This window comes from Frigoribacterium sp. ACAM 257 (genome assembly GCF_007954365.1).
Taxonomy (GTDB): Bacteria; Actinomycetota; Actinomycetes; order Actinomycetales; family Microbacteriaceae; genus Frigoribacterium.
Window position 1 is genome coordinate 1 of sequence record NZ_VOLO01000002.1, and the last position, 18,550, is coordinate 18,550.

At 66.6% G+C, this 18,550-nt stretch carries 17 protein-coding genes and 2 pseudogenes; 4 read left to right on the forward strand and 15 right to left on the reverse strand.

Annotated features, from left to right (window positions below):
- Positions 1–250 precede the first annotated feature (250 nt).
- Positions 251–1,153 carry a phosphotransferase gene (locus tag ES689_RS06310; RefSeq protein WP_146902000.1) on the reverse strand — a complete coding sequence of 301 codons (903 nt, stop codon included), beginning with the start codon at positions 1,151–1,153 and terminating at the stop codon, positions 251–253.
- Positions 1,154–1,250: 97 nt separating this feature from the next.
- On the opposite strand from ES689_RS06310, the gene ES689_RS06315 reads away from it, so the two are divergent.
- Positions 1,251–1,493 carry a hypothetical protein gene (locus ES689_RS06315; RefSeq protein WP_146902002.1) on the forward strand — a complete coding sequence of 81 codons (243 nt, stop codon included), beginning with the start codon at positions 1,251–1,253 and terminating at the stop codon, positions 1,491–1,493.
- A 1-nt stretch (position 1,494) separates the two neighbouring features.
- Here the strand turns inward: ES689_RS06315 and ES689_RS06320 are convergent, their stop codons facing one another.
- Positions 1,495–1,758: a hypothetical protein gene (locus tag ES689_RS06320; protein ID WP_146902005.1), complete on the reverse strand. Its 264-nt coding sequence runs from the start codon at positions 1,756–1,758 to the stop codon at positions 1,495–1,497.
- A 355-nt stretch (positions 1,759–2,113) separates the two neighbouring features.
- Positions 2,114–3,958, reverse strand: a complete 1,845-nt coding sequence (locus tag ES689_RS06325; RefSeq protein ID WP_223269448.1) for a carboxylesterase/lipase family protein — start codon at positions 3,956–3,958, stop codon at positions 2,114–2,116.
- 101 nt (positions 3,959–4,059) lie between these two features.
- Between ES689_RS06325 and ES689_RS06330 the strand changes: the two genes are divergently transcribed.
- On the forward strand, positions 4,060–4,686 hold the full coding sequence (locus ES689_RS06330) for a TetR/AcrR family transcriptional regulator (RefSeq protein WP_146902011.1): 627 nt from the start codon (positions 4,060–4,062) through the stop codon (positions 4,684–4,686).
- A 37-nt stretch (positions 4,687–4,723) separates the two neighbouring features.
- Here ES689_RS06330 and ES689_RS06335 read toward each other — a convergent pair whose 3' ends face one another.
- Positions 4,724–5,914, reverse strand: a complete 1,191-nt coding sequence (locus ES689_RS06335) for an adenosylhomocysteinase (protein WP_146902014.1) — start codon at positions 5,912–5,914, stop codon at positions 4,724–4,726.
- Positions 5,915–6,302: 388 nt separating this feature from the next.
- Between ES689_RS06335 and ES689_RS06340 the strand changes: the two genes are divergently transcribed.
- Together ES689_RS06340 and ES689_RS06345 are read left to right on the forward strand one after the other, a co-directional pair.
- Positions 6,303–7,775: a hypothetical protein gene (locus ES689_RS06340; protein WP_146902017.1), complete on the forward strand. Its 1,473-nt coding sequence runs from the start codon at positions 6,303–6,305 to the stop codon at positions 7,773–7,775.
- A 184-nt stretch (positions 7,776–7,959) separates the two neighbouring features.
- On the forward strand, positions 7,960–8,691 hold the full coding sequence (locus ES689_RS06345) for a restriction endonuclease (RefSeq protein ID WP_146902020.1): 732 nt from the start codon (positions 7,960–7,962) through the stop codon (positions 8,689–8,691).
- A gap of 152 nt (positions 8,692–8,843) precedes the next feature.
- Here ES689_RS06345 and ES689_RS06350 read toward each other — a convergent pair whose 3' ends face one another.
- The 11 genes and pseudogenes from ES689_RS06350 to ES689_RS06395 all read right to left on the reverse strand — a co-directional run bounded on the left by ES689_RS06350 (position 8,844) and on the right by ES689_RS06395 (position 18,543).
- On the reverse strand, positions 8,844–9,629 hold the full coding sequence (locus ES689_RS06350) for a hypothetical protein (protein ID WP_146902023.1): 786 nt from the start codon (positions 9,627–9,629) through the stop codon (positions 8,844–8,846).
- Between the two features lie 162 nt (positions 9,630–9,791).
- Positions 9,792–10,562: a hypothetical protein gene (locus ES689_RS06355; RefSeq protein ID WP_223269521.1), complete on the reverse strand. Its 771-nt coding sequence runs from the start codon at positions 10,560–10,562 to the stop codon at positions 9,792–9,794.
- A 282-nt stretch (positions 10,563–10,844) separates the two neighbouring features.
- A pseudogene (locus ES689_RS16105) lies at positions 10,845–10,934 on the reverse strand (DUF2510 domain-containing protein); the annotation flags it as partial.
- 759 nt (positions 10,935–11,693) lie between these two features.
- Positions 11,694–12,134 (reverse strand): hypothetical protein, encoded by a 441-nt coding sequence (locus ES689_RS06360; RefSeq protein WP_146902029.1) that lies wholly within the window; start codon positions 12,132–12,134, stop codon positions 11,694–11,696.
- A 2-nt stretch (positions 12,135–12,136) separates the two neighbouring features.
- Positions 12,137–12,688, reverse strand: coding sequence for a hypothetical protein (locus ES689_RS06365; protein ID WP_146902032.1), 552 nt, complete (start codon positions 12,686–12,688; stop codon positions 12,137–12,139).
- A 390-nt stretch (positions 12,689–13,078) separates the two neighbouring features.
- Complete coding sequence (gene dnaB / locus ES689_RS06370) at positions 13,079–14,482, reverse strand: replicative DNA helicase (protein ID WP_146902035.1); 1,404 nt, start codon at positions 14,480–14,482, stop codon at positions 13,079–13,081.
- Between the two features lie 619 nt (positions 14,483–15,101).
- Positions 15,102–15,554, reverse strand: a complete 453-nt coding sequence (rplI, locus tag ES689_RS06375; RefSeq protein WP_146902038.1) for a 50S ribosomal protein L9 — start codon at positions 15,552–15,554, stop codon at positions 15,102–15,104.
- Positions 15,555–15,582: 28 nt separating this feature from the next.
- On the reverse strand, positions 15,583–15,843 hold the full coding sequence (rpsR, locus tag ES689_RS06380; RefSeq protein WP_055964231.1) for a 30S ribosomal protein S18: 261 nt from the start codon (positions 15,841–15,843) through the stop codon (positions 15,583–15,585).
- A gap of 51 nt (positions 15,844–15,894) precedes the next feature.
- Positions 15,895–16,470 carry a single-stranded DNA-binding protein gene (locus ES689_RS06385; protein ID WP_146902041.1) on the reverse strand — a complete coding sequence of 192 codons (576 nt, stop codon included), beginning with the start codon at positions 16,468–16,470 and terminating at the stop codon, positions 15,895–15,897.
- A gap of 111 nt (positions 16,471–16,581) precedes the next feature.
- Positions 16,582–16,944: pseudogene (rpsF, locus tag ES689_RS06390) on the reverse strand (30S ribosomal protein S6); the annotation flags it as partial.
- A gap of 192 nt (positions 16,945–17,136) precedes the next feature.
- Entirely contained in the window at positions 17,137–18,543 is a 1,407-nt protein-coding gene (locus ES689_RS06395) for a sugar ABC transporter substrate-binding protein (protein WP_146902047.1), read from the reverse strand.
- Positions 18,544–18,550 lie beyond the last annotated feature (7 nt).

Consider the following 18,550-nt stretch of genomic DNA (forward strand, 5'->3'; position numbering starts at 1 on the left):
TCCTCGAGGGCACCACCGTCCACATCAGCCCCGACGCCGCCGCCCTGCTGAACCAGACCTTCAACACCGACGCCGTCCAGGACGAGATGCTCGTCGGCGTCGCGAAGATCACCGTCGCCACCGAGTAACTCTCTCCCGCACGGTGTCGACCGCGCCGGTGCTGCGCCGTACCTCGTAGGGCCGGCATCCCGGTGGAACCCCATCCCGCTTCGTGAGCGGGATGGGGTTTTTCCGTGCGCCCGGGCGGGCCTCAGGCCCAGCGCCGCCTCAGCCAGCCCAGGGCGGCCGCGGCCTCTCGCCGTTGGAACTCCCGGAGGGTCGGCATGTCCGCCGGCGCGGGCGTCTGCAGCGCCTCCGTCCACGAACCGGCGAGGCCGGCGAGGACCGCGTCGACCGCCTCCGGCGGCACCTCCCGCAGGGAGTCGTGCAGGAGGTGCCCCTCGACGTCGCTGCTCGGGTCGCGTACGAGCACATCGAGCAGGTACGTCACCGAGTCGAACCACGACGCACCGACCGAGGCCCACGGCCAGTCGACCAGCCACACGCGTGAGCCAGCGTCGACGAGGAGGTTGTCGGCACGGCAGTCGAGATGCACCAGGTGGTCACCGTCGGCCGCCTCAGGGAGCCGCAGGGAGGCATCGCGCAGCCGATCGAGGTGCGTGACGGTCCAGGGATCGAGCTCCCCCACCGCTCCGGCCGCGCTCAGGCGGTCCCAGCTCGCGGCGTCGGGCGTGAGCTCGTCCGTGAGGCGCGGCAGTGCCGAGACACCGTCGACGCGGGGCAGAGCGGCGAGCGCATCGAGCACGAGCGTCGTGTCGTCCGGCCCCGGATGACGGCCGTCGACGTCCTCGAACGCCGCGACGACCCAGTCGTCCTGCTCGACCTCCGCGACCAGTCGGGGCGCCGACACCGACGCGGGCAGCTCCCGGACGACCCCCGCCTCCCGCCGGTGCAGCTCGTGGGTACCCGCGTTCCGCGATCGGCTGGCCGACTTCGCGAAGACCCTGTGGCCGTCCGCGAGCACCAGCCGATCGGCGCTGCCGGAGGAGAACCCCGCCGACTGGCTCACCGCCTCCTCGACCTCGCTGCCCAGCGCCTCCTCGAGTGCACGGCGCACGGCGCGGGGCACCTCCGCCCACGTCGTCCTGGCCATGTTCGCTCCTCCCGCGACTCTCCTAGTCTCCCCGGTGGTGCAAGCACCCGACCGGAACCGGTGCCCGCGCAGTGTCACGAGGGGCGATACTCGATTCGTGAACGACACGACGCGCCGCGGCGAGCGCGCCCTGCGTCAGCGCCTGCGCACGACGTCGTGTTCCGACTGCGAGCACCCGTGGGAGGAGCACGCCGGGTCGGCGGACGACGCTCCGACGACCTGCAGCGAGTGCCGGTACGAAGCCGACCACGACCAGGTCGTCGACGGTCGGCCGCTGTGTCGCGACACCGTCCCCGCGGCCGTGATCGCACCTCCTCCCCTCAGGGGCGATCAGCCGTAGGTCACGCGTCGGCGGACGCTGCCGAACGCCGTCGGAACAGGCGCACGACCACGGTCCCCGCCACCCAGACGACCGTGAGGGCGACGAAGGCGACCCACATCGGTGCGTCGAGGCGGTCGACGACGAACCAGAACAAGACGCTGCCCCCGAAGACCAGCAGCAGGTTGACCACGACGTCCTTGACGGGCAGCCACGGCGACGGGGGCTCGACGACCTCACGGACCTCGACGGGGCGAGGTCTCGGCGGGTCTGTCTCGTCGCTCATGGTCTGAGGATGCCAGATGTCCCCGCGCCTCACTCGGACCCGAGGAGGTGGCGATCGCGTCCGCGAGGACGACCGTCGCTGGGGGACCGTTCGAGCTCCGTCGTCCGGGCGCGCGGTCCGAGGCACCATGATCGGTTCATGAGGATCAAGGTCACGTCGGCGGCGATGGCGATCGTCATCCTGTCGACACTTTCCGGTTGCGCTGCGTCTGGACGTCACCGTCGTGTTCGATGACGGAACGCTGCAGCGTGAAGCTGACGAGCGCTACGGCTCCGACATCGTCGTCGTCGTCTCGGCCTTGAAGCCCGCCTGACCGTCCCGGGTCACGGATCAGCGGTCGACGCGGTCGCGGTCATCACGGTCGTTGGCGGCGCAGCCAGAAGTCGACCGCCTCCGCCGACGGGCGCGCCGTGACGGAGGTGACGTCACCGAGCTCGAGGACGCTGTCGGGCGCCTCCTGCAGGCTAGGCCACCGTCCACGGTCGGCTCCGTTCGGATCGCCCCGCGTGACGAAGTCGAGCCAGTACCCCGTCATCTCCGACTCGAGGCGACGGTCGACGGTCGTGTAGTCGATGTCCCCGTCGGCGCCGAGGTTGCCGTACGCGTACATCACCTCGGAGCCGTGGTACGCGCCGAAGCGGTCGAGGTCCGGGTCCGGAGGAACTCGCGTGAAGTAGTAGGGGTACACCGGCGACGTGCCGGACCTGGCAGCCGTCAGCCCCCACTTCCGCATCGGGGCGGTCATGGACTGGTCGGTGCCGGACCGGATCCGCGACGCGACCACCTCCTCCTCGTCCCCTCCCGGGTACAGCCCGAGGAATTCGTCGGCGTCGTCCCCGTACTCCTCGCGGGCCTCCCGAGCCCAGGTCGCCGGGTCCGAGTCGACCCCGCCGATCAGGTCGAGGGACGTCTCGTCGGCGTTGCTGCCGAGCAGCAGGGGGACGTCGTTCTGCTGCCCGGCCTCGTAGATCGCCGACGGGGTGTCGGGCAGCACGGCGTCGCCGACGACGGGCCACCAGTGCGTCGTGAGGTCCGCGGCCGCTGATGCCTTCGCGATTCGCTCCGCCGGCATGTCCCTCATCTCCGCAAGCGTGGCGCCGCCGAGCGCGTCGCTCAGGCCGCGGGCGGCCTCGCGCGCGTGCTCGGCGTCGTCGTAGAGATCGCCCCCGTCGCGGTCTCCCGCACTGCCCAGGCACCCGCCGCTCTCGCCGATGAGACCGTGGACGAGGCCCCTGGCCAGGGGCGAGACGCCCAGGATGCACGCGGCGCCCGAGCCCGCCGACTCCCCCGCGACGGTGACCCGCCCCGGGTCCCCGCCGAACTCGCCGATGTTGTCGTGCACCCACTCCAGGGCGGCGAGCTGATCGAGCAGCCCCTGGTTGCCGGGGGTGCCGCCGCCGAGTTGGTCGCCGGCCAAAGCCGTGCTGTCCAGGAACCCGAACACCCCGAGCCGGTAGTTGATCGTGACGACGACGGCTCGACCGGTGGACGCCAGGGCCGTCCCGTCGTAGGCGGGCAGCGCGCCCGAGCCGGAGACGAACCCGCCGCCGTGCAGGTAGACGAGCACGGGCAGGGGCGAAGGAGGCGCCTCCGACGGTCTCCAGACGTTCAGCCGCAGGCTGTCCTCGTCGGTCGCGTACCCGCCCAGCAGCGTCTGCTCGAGCGGCAGGTCGAGCACGCGGGTCGCGGCCCGGGTGACGACGCTGGGCTCGGCCTGGACCACGGAGGTGCCGAAGTCGTCGGCGACGAGGGTCTCGGATCGTGCGGGCGCCGGTCGCGGCGCCTCCCACCTCAGGTCGCCGACCGGCGGGGCCGCGTAGGGGATGCCCGCGAAGGCGTCCACGCGGCCGCTCGGGTCGCGCACGCCGACCACGTCGCCCTGGGCGGTCGTCACGGGATCCGTGTGGGGGCCGTCCAGGGTCCTGGTCCCGACGATCGGCCCTGCCGCCAGGGCCACGCCGCCGACGAGGGCAGCCACCCCGACCCACGCTGCGCCGCGGACGAACCACCGTCGACGCCGCCACGTCCGCGACAGGAGCGCGGCCGCCGCGACGGTCGCGGCCACGAGCAGCCACCCCCACCACGGAGCCTGGTTCAGCCAGGCGACCACCGCGCCGACCAGTGCCACGGCTGCGGTCGGCAGCCACCACCTCCTGCCGTGCGGTCCGCTGCGTGATCCGTCCTGCGTCTTCTTCGTCACCCTGATCCTCTCGATGCGGTCCGTACTCGATACGAACCGTACTCGATACGGACTGCACCCAATCTGGAGGAGGTGCGGGCCGGGGCGCATAGGCTCGTCCCGTGAACGACGGAGAAACCCCCTCGGTGCGGCGACGGACCGACACCCGGCGTCGCCTCCTGGCGGCCGCGGCCGACCTGTTCGAGGCGAGCGGCACGATCAGCCAGAGCGTCGAGGCCCTGTGTGCGCGGGCGGGCTTCACCCGCGGGGCCTTCTACTCGAACTTCACCAGCGTCGACCAGCTCTACCTCGCGCTGCACGAGGAGCAGGCGGGCCGGGTCTGGCACCGTCTGTGGGCGGCCCTGGAGGCGCAGACGTCAGGTGAGGGGCGGCGAGGCTCCCTCGAGGAGGCGGTGGGCCACCTCCTGGACTCGCTGCCCGACAGCAGGGAGTGGTTCTCGCTGCGGTCGGTGCTGCTCGCGCGGGCGGCTGCGGACCCCGTCTTCGCCGACCTGATGAGGATCGACGACGGCGCCGTCGCGGCGGAGCTGGGCGCGCGGTTCGTCGCCCTCGCCGCCGTCCACGGACGCGAGCCCGTCGTCGAGCCGGCCCTGCTGGCGAAGGCCGTCGTCGCCGCCCACGTGGGCGCGGTCGGCCAGTCGGCCGTCGATCCCGACGGCGTGCGGACGCAGGTCGTCGCGGTGACGGCGGTCATCCGCGGGCTGACGGTCGAGTCGGCTGCGCCGTAGGGCTGCTACCGCTCCCCCGACGGACGTCCGTGGCTCGTCAGCGCTCGCCGCCCCTGCCGAGCATGGCCACCAGGGCGGTGGCGAGGCTGCGGTCGATGTCGTCGGGGACCGCGCCGGCGCCCGTCCAGGGCACGTCGCCCCGGGCGATGGCGGCGAGGCTGCGTGCCTGCAGCGACAGGCCGAGGTCCATGGCCTGGATGGGGTTCCCGCCGGCGGCGGTGAGGTTGATCATGCGAGTGCCGTGCAGCGTGATGATCTCCCGACCGTCGACGAGACGGTGCAGGACACGGGCGTCGGGGTCGCCGCCGGGGGCGGAGAGGTCGACGGTGTCCACGGTGCGGCCGGCGAGCGCCGCGTGGTCGAGCTCCAGGCCCTCGTGGCCGACGCCGGCGATGATGACGCCGTCCCTGAGGAACTCGATGTGCTCGTCGTCGATGACGGCCCGTGCGCCGGTCGCGAGGAAGAGCAGCTCGGTCCCGGGCAGGACCGAGCGGAGCGACCCGACGAGGTGGCCGCGCATGATGGCGTCCAGGGCGCGGAAGGGATCGGTGTCGACGACGCTGACGACGGCGCCGAGACCACGGAGGGTGTCGGCGACGCCCTTGCCGCAGGGACCGTACCCGACGACGGTCGCCCGGGCTCCCGGGAGCATGGAGTTGGTCGCGTTCATGAAGCCCTGGACGATGCTCTGCCCGACGCCGTGTTCGTTCTCGACGACGAGCTTCAGCTGGCTGTCGTTGATGACGACGACGGGGAAGTCGGGGGCGACCGGGAGGGCGCGGACGGCGATGCCCCCGGTGGTGGTCTCCTCCGTGGCGCCGAGGAAGTTCGCCGACCGGGGCGCGCCCCGGGTCAGCTTGGCGATGAGCTCGCCGCCGTTGTCCATGACGATGTCGGGCTCTGCCGCGAGGAGTCGGTCGAGGTTCCCGTCGTGCTCGTCGGCGCCGTCGGCGCGGTGCCCGATGACGGTGACGCCGAGCTCCCCGAGTGCGTCGGCCGTCTCCGCGACGGTGGTGCCGACGTTGCCGGTGAGGGTGACCCGAGCGCCCTGGTCGAGCAGCCAGCGGCACAGCACCGCAGTCTTGGGCTCGATGTGGATGCAGATGCCGACGTGCAGACCTGCGAAGACGGGGGCGTCGCGGCTGATGCTGTCCGCGAGGAGCGGCATGTTGCGGGTGGCCCAGTCGATGGCGGGGTAGCCGGCGGGGGCGAGGGTGCGTGAGGACATCGTGGTGCCTTCTTGTTCTGTCAGGCGGGTCATCGGTGGTGTGGTTTGCGGTCCACAGTGTCACTCGGCGCATGGGATGAGAGCCTTTCTGTCACCCTTGGCGGACCCTGGCTGCTGCTCTGTTTGTCACCAATATGATCCAACAGCCCATTCGGCTCTCGGCTCTCGGCTCTCGGCTCGGAGCTATGGGCGCCTGCCCAAGATGGCATTCCGGCTAGACCCTCCACCTGAGGTCCCCCTAGCTGCTGCAAGCAGCTGCAAGGACGATCGATGCGGAGGGCAAGGCGGCGCGAGCGGCCAATGCGTAGATCGCATCAAGCGCGACGTCGACTCGAACCGCGCCTGCAAATGGCGACCTCATGTCGCGGTGATGGGGCAGACTGCATGTGTGAGCACACCTCGCATCTTCTTCTCTGACCAGTTCGGGATTCCCCGTGCAGCGCTCGACAAGTACGGCGCGTTCGATATCAACCTTCTTGCTGATGTACGCCTGTTTGTCGACCCCTTCCTGCTGTTCAACAGCAAGAAAGCGGAGTACCAGGCGTTACACGAAGATGTCCTCCGGTACCTCCGGTTCCTTAAAACAATCGCTGGCGATGACCTTCCCTCCGGAACGGTCAAGGATTTGTTCCGGTTCCAAGAAGTCAAGCAAAACTGGTTCGGCTACTGCGAACTCGGTAACGAAGGGCGTGGCCTCGGGCTCGACTTCGCTAAGGCGATGCGAGAAGCCCTTGGGCGCGCGCTCAGTAACTTCGGCGAGGAAACTGGGACAAAAAGTAGTCACCTGGAAAAGGTGGCCCTTATCCGCCCACGCGTGGGCAAAGACAACATCAGTGACTTCACCACGAACCTGATCAAGCACTATTTGGTGGATTACACCGAAAGGTTCGCGAAAGAACACATCGATCCCGCTTTCTGCGCGACGGTCGGTGTTCGTAGGGTTCGTTTCAATTACGACACGCAGACTTGGGTAGACGAACCGAGGTACCTGCCCGTATTCCAGGGTGATTACGTGCTCCTCACCCCGGTAGACATGCTGATTCACGATGACGTCTGGATCAATCATGGCGACATGGTGAAGCGGTATCCGCAGATCGTTGAAGGCGTAGATGACGACGTGCAACGCGCCCGAGTAGACCAGTACTTCCGTCGACAGCTCGCCGGCACGAAAGACCCAACGCCAAAACAAATTGGAAACGCGCGAGAGCGGACTCTCGCGATGTTTCCTTCATTGCTGGACATCTATATTCGCTTGCGCGAGAACGACGGCGATGGTGCGGCCGCTGTCAGTGACGAAGAGATCGAGTACCTGCGGGCTGTGTTCGTGTCCTCTCTCTCTAAAGTACTCGAGGAGTTCTGGTCCCTTCCGGACATGGCCGCGAGGCCAAAGGCACCGAGTCTCGAAGAGGTCCGGTACCGAGTCAATGTCTTCAAGCGGTGGGTAGAAGACCAGGAAGGCTACCGGACTCTCAACGATGTTCGGGGCAAAGCTGCAGCAGAGAAGGACCTTCAACGGGTGGTCTTCCTTGCCTTGCAAGCAAGCCGATTTGACGTAAACGCAGAGGTGAACAACGGCCGCGGGCCGGTCGACTTTAAAGTGAGCCGAGGGTCAGCTGACAGCGCCTTACTCGAGATCAAGCTGGCATCAAATTCCCACCTGCGTCGGAACCTACAAAACCAAGTCGACGTCTATCGAAAAGCGAATAACACCCGACATTCGGTGACCATGATCATCTACTACACCCGGGAAGAGAAGGCGAGAGTGGATAATATCGTGGCAGAACTGGGGTTAACGGACGAACCTGACGTTGTCCTTATCAACGCCCGGAACGACGACAAGCCATCTGGCTCAAAGGCGTAGGCAAATAGAAATGCCTTCTTTGGGCGTAGGGGCATCTCAACCCATAGCGGAGATCCTGCGGTTGACTCAGGCACCGGCACAATATCCGTATTTAGGGAGTGGTCCGACGGCTGGCAAACCTAAGCCTCCCTTGATGCCATAGGACCGCATTACGCTGGGTCAGCACACACAGAACTGGATAAGTATGCAAATCGAGCCCCTACACCGCCAGAAGGCAGTCGAACTGGGCCTCCTATTTGGCGAAGGTTACCCCAACATCCATGACTCTGCGGCAGCGATTAGCGAAGCCGCAAGGCGCGACCGAGAGATGCAACGCGAGCTCAACGACATTGCAGCTGAATTTGGGGATGCACATTTTCACGTGGCGCCCGAGAACGACTTCACGCCCAGCCAGCTCAGGATCGCCAAGCTCTACCTGGCCGAACTCGGCTCCATCGCTTCTAAAGCGATTGCTACCGCCCTCCAGTGGCGAGCCCTCTTGGGTAAAGATGGCACTTACCCAGAGGCTGGCACGCAGTACCCACACCTTCGAGACGCGGCGACCCGCAAAGAAATCGCGCGGGAGTTCGCTACAAAACACCCGACGGCCGCCATGAGTGGCGTAGGTAGCGCCGGAGGGTCATTGCGTCGCCCGAGACCGGGGACAGCCGAGGCACGATATGCGGAGCTGTGGGTCGCCAGTCATCTCGGCGGCGGCGCCACCGCAGCTAGTAATGATCGTGGCATTGACGTCCTGGGCGGGGGGTACGCGGTACAGGTGAAGAACCTTGCCAGCCCCGTGGGTCGGCCGGTTGTTCAGAGCATCTTCGGGGCTGCCCAGGGACATGGAAAACCGGCTATCTGGTCAAACCGTGGATTCACGTCTGGGGCCGTTGCCGAGGCCCGTCGGCTCGACGTTGCATTGTTCAGCTTTTAGATCACCCGAGGAAATCACCAGCACTCTTGCCAATGATCCCGGGACTGCTGTCGCTTCAGTTGCCTCCTGCGCTGCAAGGATTTCGGTTCTCACGAAACGACAGTCACCGCGCCAAGAGCAACGCATATGACGATCACGCGTCAATAAAGGCTCTATCCAGAGGTTGCCTCGTCATGCAAACTAATCCATGTAGTGCCTACGGCCTGTGCCAGGTCACCTGACACTTCGTCCGACGTGATGACGGCGACGGCACCGTCGCGCTCAACCCAGAGGTCATTCTCATTCATTTTTCCTACCTCGATTACTCCTGCGGCAAACTCGACCTCGAGGGCGTCAGGACTGGCGGCCTGGACGAATACAGCCGGCCGCGCTCCCTTCGCATCCACGATCATGCAGCTCGCACTCGCGACGAAGCGCGAAGTATCGACTTGGAAGAGCCCCTGGTCCGCTGGCGCTGGCGCCACCAGCTCGTCAACACAGGGCAGAAGAATGGTCAGTTGCTGGATGTTGACAATCTCACCTTGGTTCTCTCCATAGTTTTCTCCGTAGAGCCGGATACTCGAGTTCGCATGGAGGCCGAAGAGAGTAAGGCAGCAAACGACAGCGCTGACAACCAATGCACTTGCCATCGCGTAAGCGGTGGCTTTTGATGCTTGCCCCCCGGTACGGAGGGACAGGAACGACAGCCCTGTCCCCAAAGCTCCGAACAGGACTCCGAACCAGGAGACGTGCCCGAGGAAGAACAGGCCGCAAGCCATCACGACGGATAGGGCAGCAGCAAGGGATGGCCAGCTTGTCGGCTCTCCACCCCGACCTTGCCTCAGGGGCCTACCCGTCGATCCTCTGGTGGTCAGGATGTGATAGATAGCCCACAGGAAGAACGCGATTGCAGCTCCGGCCAGGGCAAACCACACCATCATGCAGACGAGGACAATCATCGAAAGGACTTGAACAAAGCCCAGCCCTAGTGACGCTTCCCGCATATTCGCCCCCCCAGGCCACAGTGTCAGGTCCTGAGGACCATGCAAACCCCATGTTCGGGGGCGCCAATTTCACTTCACGTAAGAGGACGGTTGCGTCCACGCGTCGCGGTCTGGCGATTACTTCGCCGCTTTGAGCGCGGCTGTGTTGACGGCTGCGGCGAAGCTGTGGGCTAGTTCGCTGTCCTTGGGGCTCAGTTTGACCGACCAGACCCGTTCGGCTCCGGTGATGACGAGGTAGAGCTCGCGGTCGTCGGTCTTCTTCTCTCTCGCTCCAATTACTGCTCCTACAGGGCCGAGAAGCGCAGCGCCGGTGATGGTGTTTCCCCAGTCGAACCGTCGAGAGATCTGCCCTGAGGTAAGCACCTCCACGTGGGTACCAGCCACCGGCTGGCTTGCACCCGCGTACGTGATTCGATTGCCGGAGAAGGTGACCCCACCTAGCGTGTGGATTCCGTCGACGCCGCGAGCACCTGCCTCCTTCTTAGCCTTTGCGTAGAAGTAGATGCCAAATCCGATGGCGCCGATGGCGCCAGCGATTAGTGCGTAGGTCAGCCCGCCGGCAAAGGCACCGATGGCGGCGCTCATGGATCCGCCGATTATGGCCCCGAGCCAACCCTCGGCCTGACCGGGTACCCGTTTCTTGACCTTTCGTCTCTTCCTCGGCTCACTCAGCGCGGCCGGCGGTGCCGGGATCTTCTCGACGGCAAGTCGTTCCGCCATTACGAGCGCCTCGCGAATGCGTAGCCATTCCTCTCTGCTCGTCGTGGAAGTTCGAACGAAAGCAGTTTGAGACGTAGCGGATATTTTGTCGAGCGGCGGTTGGCCAACACGGTCGAAGTCGACGACATTGTTCATGTCGTTCACCCTGACGCTACTGACGGTGCTCATGGGCAATTCAAGGTGCGGTTTACTCGTGGCCAGCTTCCGAAAGAGCAGTACTCCCCGCGCATCAAGCTCAATGAGGTTTCCCACGACTTGTGTCGGGGTAAATGTCGCGACGTTCGAGGCCTGTGTGTCGACCGGTTCGGCGCTCAAGTTGCCGCTTTCGGCGGGTGCAGCAGGCGCGGTTGCGGAAGGGGCGCTCCCCGAGGACGACGGGGCGGCTGCAACGATGACCTCGTCACTCTTCGGGGCGGGTTCCGACTGCTGGAGCTCGCTGGTAGCTGACCGGTGCTCGGTCCATTGGTTTCCGTCCCACCACCGCGCGTGACCCGCTCGCCCCGCATCCGGGTACCAACCTGCCGGAACCTGCTCAGCCATGGGCACTCCCTCATCCTGCCCGGATCCTCGCACAAGGATGGAGGACACAAAGCCGCCGCCGCGCACATACGGTTCTTTATGTGGCTTAGGGACGTCTCGTCTCGCCGCGAGACGGGCCCGGTCATGGGCTCCCACGCACGCAAGTCCGATCTGCGAGCACGCATCGTGAGGCGTGTTTCAGGGATTGCCGAAGAACCGATCGTGACGGGTAGCCAACAGACAGCTCGGGTGTTCAGCACTGACCAGGGAACGGAACGGACTTGTGCCGTCCCTCGGGTCATGAGGCAACGTTGGCGAAAGGCTTGCGTCCAAACGTCTCCTCGAACCGAGCTATCCACCGCTGCTCTACCGTCCGGCCGAGTTCTTCGCCGGTGGGCGCCCAGCCCACAAGAAGTTCGTTTGCGTCCGCTAGTTGCCAGATGGCGCGTCCGCCGGTGTGGCTACTTCCTCGGCGTGCGTATTGCTTGACGCGACTGTGTATGCCGCCCTTCGCTGGGTCGGCTTTACCGATGTAAAGGATCGGGCTGTTCTCTACCCATCGGCCCACCAAGGTTTCAACGTCGTAGGGCCTACCTGTCGCCAGGCTTGTGCTCGTGAAAGCCCGCTTGGTGGAACCTGGGCGCACGACGGCGTAGATACCGTGCGTCTTCGGCAGCTCGAGGTGTCGAGGAATCCGGACATCGTCGAATGTAACGAAGCCGCGAAAACCCACAGACTCAAGGCCCGCTCGGTCCCAGCTTGGAGGATATGGAAACTCGTTCATAAGTCACTCGGCGTGTCGTCGTCTGCCAAAAGATCGTCGATCCGCCGCTGGACGCGTGCGGCCTCGGCATGCCGGTCACACGTCCAGATGCCACTGATTGCCACTGCCGCGTCGTCGCCGCACTGGGAACCGAGAGCGCCACCTCGCTCACACCGGTGCTTGATTTCTGGCAGCAAATGCGCGGGAGCAAGATCACTGTTCCGCCACCACCGACCTGTCCACTGGCTCAAATGTTCAGAGCAGTACCACCATCCGATACCACCGGACTTAGTCCAGTGCCTGATCACCGTCACGTCCTCAACCGGGTACCACGGGTCGCCTTCTCGGGTTCCGCGGTATGAGCACTGGCTCAGGTTCTCGCTGCCGACGTAGAGGCTGCGGTCTTCGACCTCACGAAGTGGTGTCGGCGTCTCGACCTTCATCTCACCTAGCTTCATGGTCAGGCTACGTTCTGCGTTGTGCGGTTCAGGACCGCACGCCATCGTTTGGCCTGCTCTTCCGTGATGCCAACGTGCAGCTCGTGCCTCAGCTTGAGCTGCCGGCCGGACATGGTCACAAGAGGCCACTCGGTCGAGCCTTCATAGAGTCCGGGCCCCCACAGTGGAGCGTCTTTGTAGTGCTTCCTCAGGTGCGGAGTGATGTGGCGGCACGCAGTTCGCCATTCTCCGATCGTGAGCTCCGTGCGCTCGGAGATGTCCGTTGTGGAGAACAGCGTCCCGGGACTCTCGGCACAAAGAGTCATGACGATGGACCACCGACGGGTGGTCTCGGTCGTCGCTGCCGCGAGCCGCTCCAACGCAGATTCAGGCCACGGAATGAACGCGCCGAACGTCGTGCGACGAAGCATTTCGCTAGCAAGCTCGTCATCGCTCAGTTCACCAGCTGACGGCGAAGTGGGTTCGCCACGCTTCCGTTGACGCTCCGCGATATCGAGTTCGATCGAATCGGCGTCTTGTGCCGGGACGGGAAGAAGAACCCATTTTGTGACCATTATTTGGTCCTTTCGGTCGCAGCCAGGACTTCCGGCCGCCTCCAAATAGAGTGACCCGTTGCTACCAATCTGCACAACGGGCTACGTCGGAAATTTGCAACCCGCAGCTGGGCGGTCCCGAAGAGGGCGAAGGAAGGGAACTCCTGACGCGACTGCGAAAGCTGCTGAATAGCACCTCACCCTGGAGGCGACAGCAGCCCCCCGCGCTGGCTTCTCTAGCCGGATAGACGTGTGTTGGCAACCGTTTCCGAGTGGAGCGCACGGACGCGGAACGGCAGTATCGAGACCGGAATGCCCATCCTGCTAGTGCAGGTCAAATTGTCGCCTTTCGTCGAAAGCGACAACTTAGACAGCATTTCGACAAGATAGTTCGCAGACGACAGCAAGTTGCTAGCTCGGCATGTCCACGAACCGCGAGAACATGCCGTGGAAGGCCACGGTGATCGTGTCCGTCGGGCCGTTGCGGTGCTTGGCGACGATGAAGTCGGCCTCGCCTTGGCGCGGGTTGTCCTTCTCGTAGGCGGACTCGCGGTGCAGCAGGATGACCATGTCGGCGTCCTGCTCGAGCGAGCCGGACTCACGCAGGTCGCTGATCGCGGGCTTCTTGTCGGCACGCTGCTCGGGGCCACGGTTCAGCTGCGACAGCGCGATCACGGGCACCTGCAGTTCTTTCGCCATCAGCTTCAGGGCACGCGAGAACTCCGAGACCTCCTGCTGACGGCTCTCGACGCGCTTGCCCGAGGTCATCAGCTGCAGGTAGTCGATCACCACGAGCTTGAGGTTGTGCTGCTGCTTGAGCCGGCGGCACTTCGCGCGGATCTCGACCAGCGTCATGTTGGGCGAGTCGTCGATGAAGAGGGGCGCGTCGTTGATGCGGCCGCGCACCTGCGCGATGTTCGTCCAGTCACGGGCGTCGACGGTCCCCTTGCGCATGTTCTGCAGCGGCACGCTCGACTCGGCCGACATCAGGCGCATCGCGATCTCGCTGCGCCCCATCTCGAGCGAGAAGAAGACCGAGGCCTGGCCGTGCTTGATCGATGCCGCCCGCGCGAGGTCGAGCGCCAGCGTCGACTTTCCGAGCGCGGGTCGCGCCGCCACGATGATCAGCTGACCGGGGTGGAACCCGTTCGTCAGCGCGTCGAGCTGCGCGAAGCCGGTGGGCACGCCGGTCATCTGCCCGTCCCGGCCCTTGGCCGCCTCGATCTCGTCGATCGCGACCGTCACGGCCTCGTTCAGGGGCACGTAGTCCTCTGTCTGGACTCCCCCGGCGACGTTGTAGACCTCGGCCTGCGCGTTGTTGACCAGGTCGACGACCTCGCCCTCGCTCGCGTAGCCCATCTGCACGATGCGGGTGCCGGCCTCGACCAGGCGCCGCAGCACCGCCTTCTCGGCGACGATCGAGGCGTAGTAACCGGCGTTGGCGGCCGTGGGCACGACGCCGGTGAGCGTGTGCAGGTACTCCGCGCCTCCTGCCCTCGACAGGTCGCCCGACTTCATCAGCTCGTCGCTGACCGTGATGACGTCGGTGGGCTCGCCGTGCGAGTACAGGCCGAGGACGGCGTCGTAGATGACCTCGTGCTTCGGCACGTAGAAGTCCATGCCGCGGACGGTCTCGATGACATCGGCCACCGCGTCTTTGCTCAGCAGCATGCCGCCGAGGGTGCTCTGCTCGGCGAGCAGGTCGTGCGGGGGCACCCGGTCCATGCCGGTGCCCATGCCGCTGCGGTCGCTGCGCTGCTGCCGGTCGCTGTCGCCGGACGTGCCGCTCGCGAGACCGAGGTGAGCGATCGACATGGGACCTCCTGCAGGGTGTTCGGGTGCGTGCCGGACGGCGACGGACGTCGTCCAGGACGGTTCTACAGCGAGCGACCGACATCCCCGTGCCGAGCCGCCGCGACCCCCGTCTGGTGAGCGCGGTACACCTTATGGACACCAAGTTCTCCACAGCAAATGCACCTGTGGATAACTCTGGGGAGAACCGGTGAGAAACGCCGGGGGTGCTTGTTGACAACTGTGGATCGTCCTGTGGACAAAAAGATACTTCACGCCAATTACAGCCCTTTGACCTGGGCTTTAATTCTCGGCAGCCTGTGTGTAGAAAGTTCCTTGAACCGTGGGTTGAGAGTCCCGATTTGACTTCTGGCTGTGCACAGAGAAGTTGACAAGGAGGCGCGGTGCCCGGTACGAGCGCAGGTCGCGTTCAGCTTGACGTAACCCCCTGTTCGGGGGCTGTTCGCCGCCTCCTGCACCCCACTGGCCCCACGTCGTACCCTCCATGCAGCGTTCCGGACAAGATGACGCGGCACGCGGGTGCATCCTGTCCGGAACGCGGCACCAGGGGACGCAGAAGAGCGGCGACCCCCGTGGGGGCCGCCGCTCTGCTCTGCTGCGGTGCTGCTGGCGCAGCGCAGGACTACTTCGCGCTGACCACCGTGAGGGTGATCGTGGCGACGACGTCCTCGCGCAGGCGCAGGGTCGCCTCGTGGTCGCCCACGAGCTTGATCGCCGTGGGGATCTCGACCTTGCGCTTGTCGATGGTCGCGACGCCCTGGGCGTTGACCGCGTCCGCGACGTCGCCGGGACGGACGGAGCCGAACAGACGACCGTCGGCACCGGTCTTGACCGTGAGGCGGATCTTCTGGGCCTCGAGGCGGGCCTTGAGGTCGTGCGCCTCCTCGATGGTCTTGAGCTCGCGGGTGGCGCGGGCGGTGCGGATCTGCTCGACCTGCTTCTCGCCGCCACGCGACCACGCCACGGCGAAGCCCTGGGGGACGAGGTAGTTGCGGGCGTAGCCGTTCTTGACGTCGACGACGTCACCGGCCGAGCCGAGGCCGGAGACCTCGTGCGTGAGGATCACTTTGGACATGGTTGCTCTCTCTTCCGTTCGCCGCTGATCAGCGGCCGGAGCCGGCGTAGGGGAGGAGCGCCATCTCGCGGGCGTTCTTCACGGCACGGGCGATGAGGCGCTGCTCCTGGACGGAGACGCCGGTGATGCGACGGGCGCGGATCTTTCCACGCTCCGAGATGAACTTGCGGAGGGTCGCGACGTCCTTGTAGTCGATGACGCCGACGCGGATCGCCTTCGCGGGAGCGGCGTTCTTGCCGCCCTTGCCGCGGAGGGGCTTGCGGCGGTCGCCGCTGCTCTTTCCAGCCATTGTTTTTCTGCTTTCGAGTTCAGATGAAGAAGAAGTGAGGTGCGACGAGGCCTAGAAAGGCGTCTCGTCGTTGTAGGTGCCGCCGCCGCCGGGGGTGTTCCAGACGTCGCCGCCCTGAGAACCGCCGCCCTGCTGGCCGCCGCCCTGAGCCGGTGCGGACTGGCCCCACGGCTCGGACTGCTGGGCGCCGCCGACCTGGCCCTGCTGGCCGCCGCCGCGGTTGCCCCCGAAGGAGCCACCGCCACCGCCGCCCTCGCGGGACGAGGCCGCGCGCGTGACCTGGGCGGTCGCGTAGCGGAGCGAGGGGCCGATCTCGTCGACGTCGAGCTCGAAGCTGGTTCGCTTCTCGCCCTCTTTCGTCTCGTAGCTGCGCTGCTTCAGACGGCCCTGCACGATGACGCGCGAGCCCTTCGTCAGCGACGACGCCACGTGCTCGGCGAACTCGCGCCAGACGCTGGCACGGAGGAAGAGCGCCTCGCCGTCCTTCCACTCGTTGGACGCGCGGTCCAACGTGCGGGGGGTCGACGCGATGGTGAAGTTCGCGACCGCGAGCCCGTTCTGCGTGTAGCGCAGCTCGGGGTCACTGGTGAGGTTGCCCACCACTGTGATGACGGTCTCGCCAGCCATCGGCTACTCGGCAGCCTTCGGTGCGGCGGGCGCAGCGGGAGCGGCAGGCGTCGCGGAGCCGGCAGGCGTCGCGGAACCGGCGGCAGCCGGTGCAGCAGCGGCGGCCGGAGCAGCGGCGGGAGCCTTGGCGGCCTTGCGGGCAGCCTTCTCGTCCGAGAGCTTCTTGGCCTCGGCGACCATCGCGATGGCCTCCTCGGCGCGCAGCACCTTGGTGCGGAGCACGGCCTCGGAGAGACCCAGCTGACGGTCGAGCTCGACCGTGGCGGCCGAGTTCGCCGTCATGTTGACGACGGCGTAGATGCCCTCGGTCTTCTTCTTGATCTCGTAGGCGAGACGACGACGACCCCAGATGTCGACGTTGTCGATCGTGCCGCCGTCGTTGCGGATGACGTTGAGGAACTTGTCCAAGCTCGGGGCGACGGTGCGCTCATCGATCTCGGGGTCCAGGATGACCATCAGTTCGTACTGGTGCATGACTAACCCACCTCCTTCGGACTTCGCGGCTACAGACGTTCTGCAGCAGGAGGGTGTTCATGACGTCGCGCCCGCCCGGGGGCAGACGCAACCTTCCCAGCGTAGCCGGTCACCCGGCCCCGCACAATGCCGGGCCAGCACAGTGCCCGGCCGGCGACGACTGGCGACGAGCACCGACCGAGACGACCCCGGTCAGCGGGGAGTCCCGCGCCCGCCCGCGTCCTGGTCGTCCTCGAGCGTGGCGGTCGCCGCCTCCTGCGCCCTGGCCAGCGCCTCCTCGACCGTCGTCGTGCCGAGGAACATCTCGTCGAGCACCGGGTCGACGACCGGCTCGGCGTCGCCCCAGATGCCGGTCGGCGCGGGGATCGAGCGTCCCGAGGCCACCACGTCGAAGAACGGCGCGACGTCGACGCCCTGCTCGGACCAGTGCTCGTAGTACGCGGCCTGGGCGCCGAGCACGGCGGGCACGGCCGCTCCGTCCGCGCCGATGTAGCGAGACCCGTCGGTCGAGCCGAGCCAGGCGAGCACCCGTGCCGTCGCGTCGAGGTGCGACGTGTGGGCGTTGCCGGCCGCGACGATGCCGTTCGACACGCTGACGCGCCCTTCCGGCCCGGCGGGCATGCGCGCGACGCCCCAGCTGAAGTCGGAGGCGGCCGCGACCGGCGCCAGGCTGTACAGCCCCGACTGGAACAGCGCCATGTGGCCCGACGTGAACTGGTCGCGGCTGTAGTCCGGGTCGGCGTTGGTGAGCGACGCCGGGGGAGCGACCCGGTGCTGCTGCACCAGGTCGACCACGTACCGGAACGCGGCCTGCGCCTCCGGCGTGTCCAGCTCGAAGGAGGTGCCCGTCGCGTCCTCGAGGCTCGCCCCGTTCGACCCGAGGTAGTCGAGCCAGATCGCCTGCAGGTCCTCGCCCGCGTTGTAGCCGTACTGCACGGGGGTGCCGTCGAAGGCGGGATCGGCGGCGCTGCGGCCCTGGCCGTCGCGGGTGAGCTGCTCGAGCACGGGCAGCAGGGTGTCGCCCTCGCCGCCGCCCGGTGCCCAGGTGAGGTCGTCGAGCGCCGCGGGGTCGACGCCCGCCGCGGCCAGCAGGTCGGCGTTGTAGTAGAGGGCGACGCCGCCGTCGCTGAGCTGGGGCACGCCCCAGAGGTGCCCGTCGAGCGTGTACTGCTCGGTGACGTCGGGGCTCCAGGCGCGGTGCGCCGAGGCGCCGAGCACCTGGTCGACGTCGAGCAGGTCGCCCGCCTCGGCCTGGTCGGCGTAGGCGGCGCTGTTCAGCCAGTAGACGTCGGGGGCGGTGCCGGCGTCGACGTCCGAGTCGAGGTCGGCGAAGTACCCCGAGTACGGGACCACCTCGACGTCCACGTCGATCGTCGGGTTGTCCCGCTCGAAGGTCGCGAACGACTTCTCGTAGCCCGCCGCGACTCCCTCGTCCCACAGCCGCACGGTGACGGTCTTCCGTCCGTCGCGGCCGGGAGACGCCGTCCTGCTCTCGGACGAGTGGGAGGCGCCGAACGCGGCGATGCCCGCGGCGGAGCCGGCGACCACGACGACGCAGACGGCGGCGGCGATCGTGACGGAGCTGGGTCGGGTGCGCACGACCCGA

Excerpts from the sequence above, each read along its gene's own strand:
- ES689_RS06335 (WP_146902014.1), bottom strand. The coding sequence starts at position 5,914 with ATGTCCTCACGCACCCTCGCCCCCGCCGGCTACCCCGCCATCGACTGG.
- ES689_RS06350 (WP_146902023.1), bottom strand. The coding sequence starts at position 9,629 with ATGATTGTCCTCGTCTGCATGATGGTGTGGTTTGCCCTGGCCGGAGCT.
- ES689_RS06320 (WP_146902005.1), bottom strand. The coding sequence starts at position 1,758 with ATGAGCGACGAGACAGACCCGCCGAGACCTCGCCCCGTCGAGGTCCGT.
- rplI (WP_146902038.1), bottom strand. The coding sequence starts at position 15,554 with ATGTCCAAAGTGATCCTCACGCACGAGGTCTCCGGCCTCGGCTCGGCC.
- ES689_RS06365 (WP_146902032.1), bottom strand. The coding sequence starts at position 12,688 with ATGGTCACAAAATGGGTTCTTCTTCCCGTCCCGGCACAAGACGCCGAT.
- dnaB (WP_146902035.1), bottom strand. The coding sequence starts at position 14,482 with ATGTCGATCGCTCACCTCGGTCTCGCGAGCGGCACGTCCGGCGACAGC.
- ES689_RS06345 (WP_146902020.1), top strand. The coding sequence starts at position 7,960 with ATGCAAATCGAGCCCCTACACCGCCAGAAGGCAGTCGAACTGGGCCTC.
- rpsR (WP_055964231.1), bottom strand. The coding sequence starts at position 15,843 with ATGGCTGGAAAGAGCAGCGGCGACCGCCGCAAGCCCCTCCGCGGCAAG.
- ES689_RS06310 (WP_146902000.1), bottom strand. The coding sequence starts at position 1,153 with ATGGCCAGGACGACGTGGGCGGAGGTGCCCCGCGCCGTGCGCCGTGCA.
- ES689_RS06360 (WP_146902029.1), bottom strand. The coding sequence starts at position 12,134 with ATGAAGCTAGGTGAGATGAAGGTCGAGACGCCGACACCACTTCGTGAG.
- ES689_RS06355 (WP_223269521.1), bottom strand. The coding sequence starts at position 10,562 with ATGAGCACCGTCAGTAGCGTCAGGGTGAACGACATGAACAATGTCGTC.
- ES689_RS06385 (WP_146902041.1), bottom strand. The coding sequence starts at position 16,470 with ATGGCTGGCGAGACCGTCATCACAGTGGTGGGCAACCTCACCAGTGAC.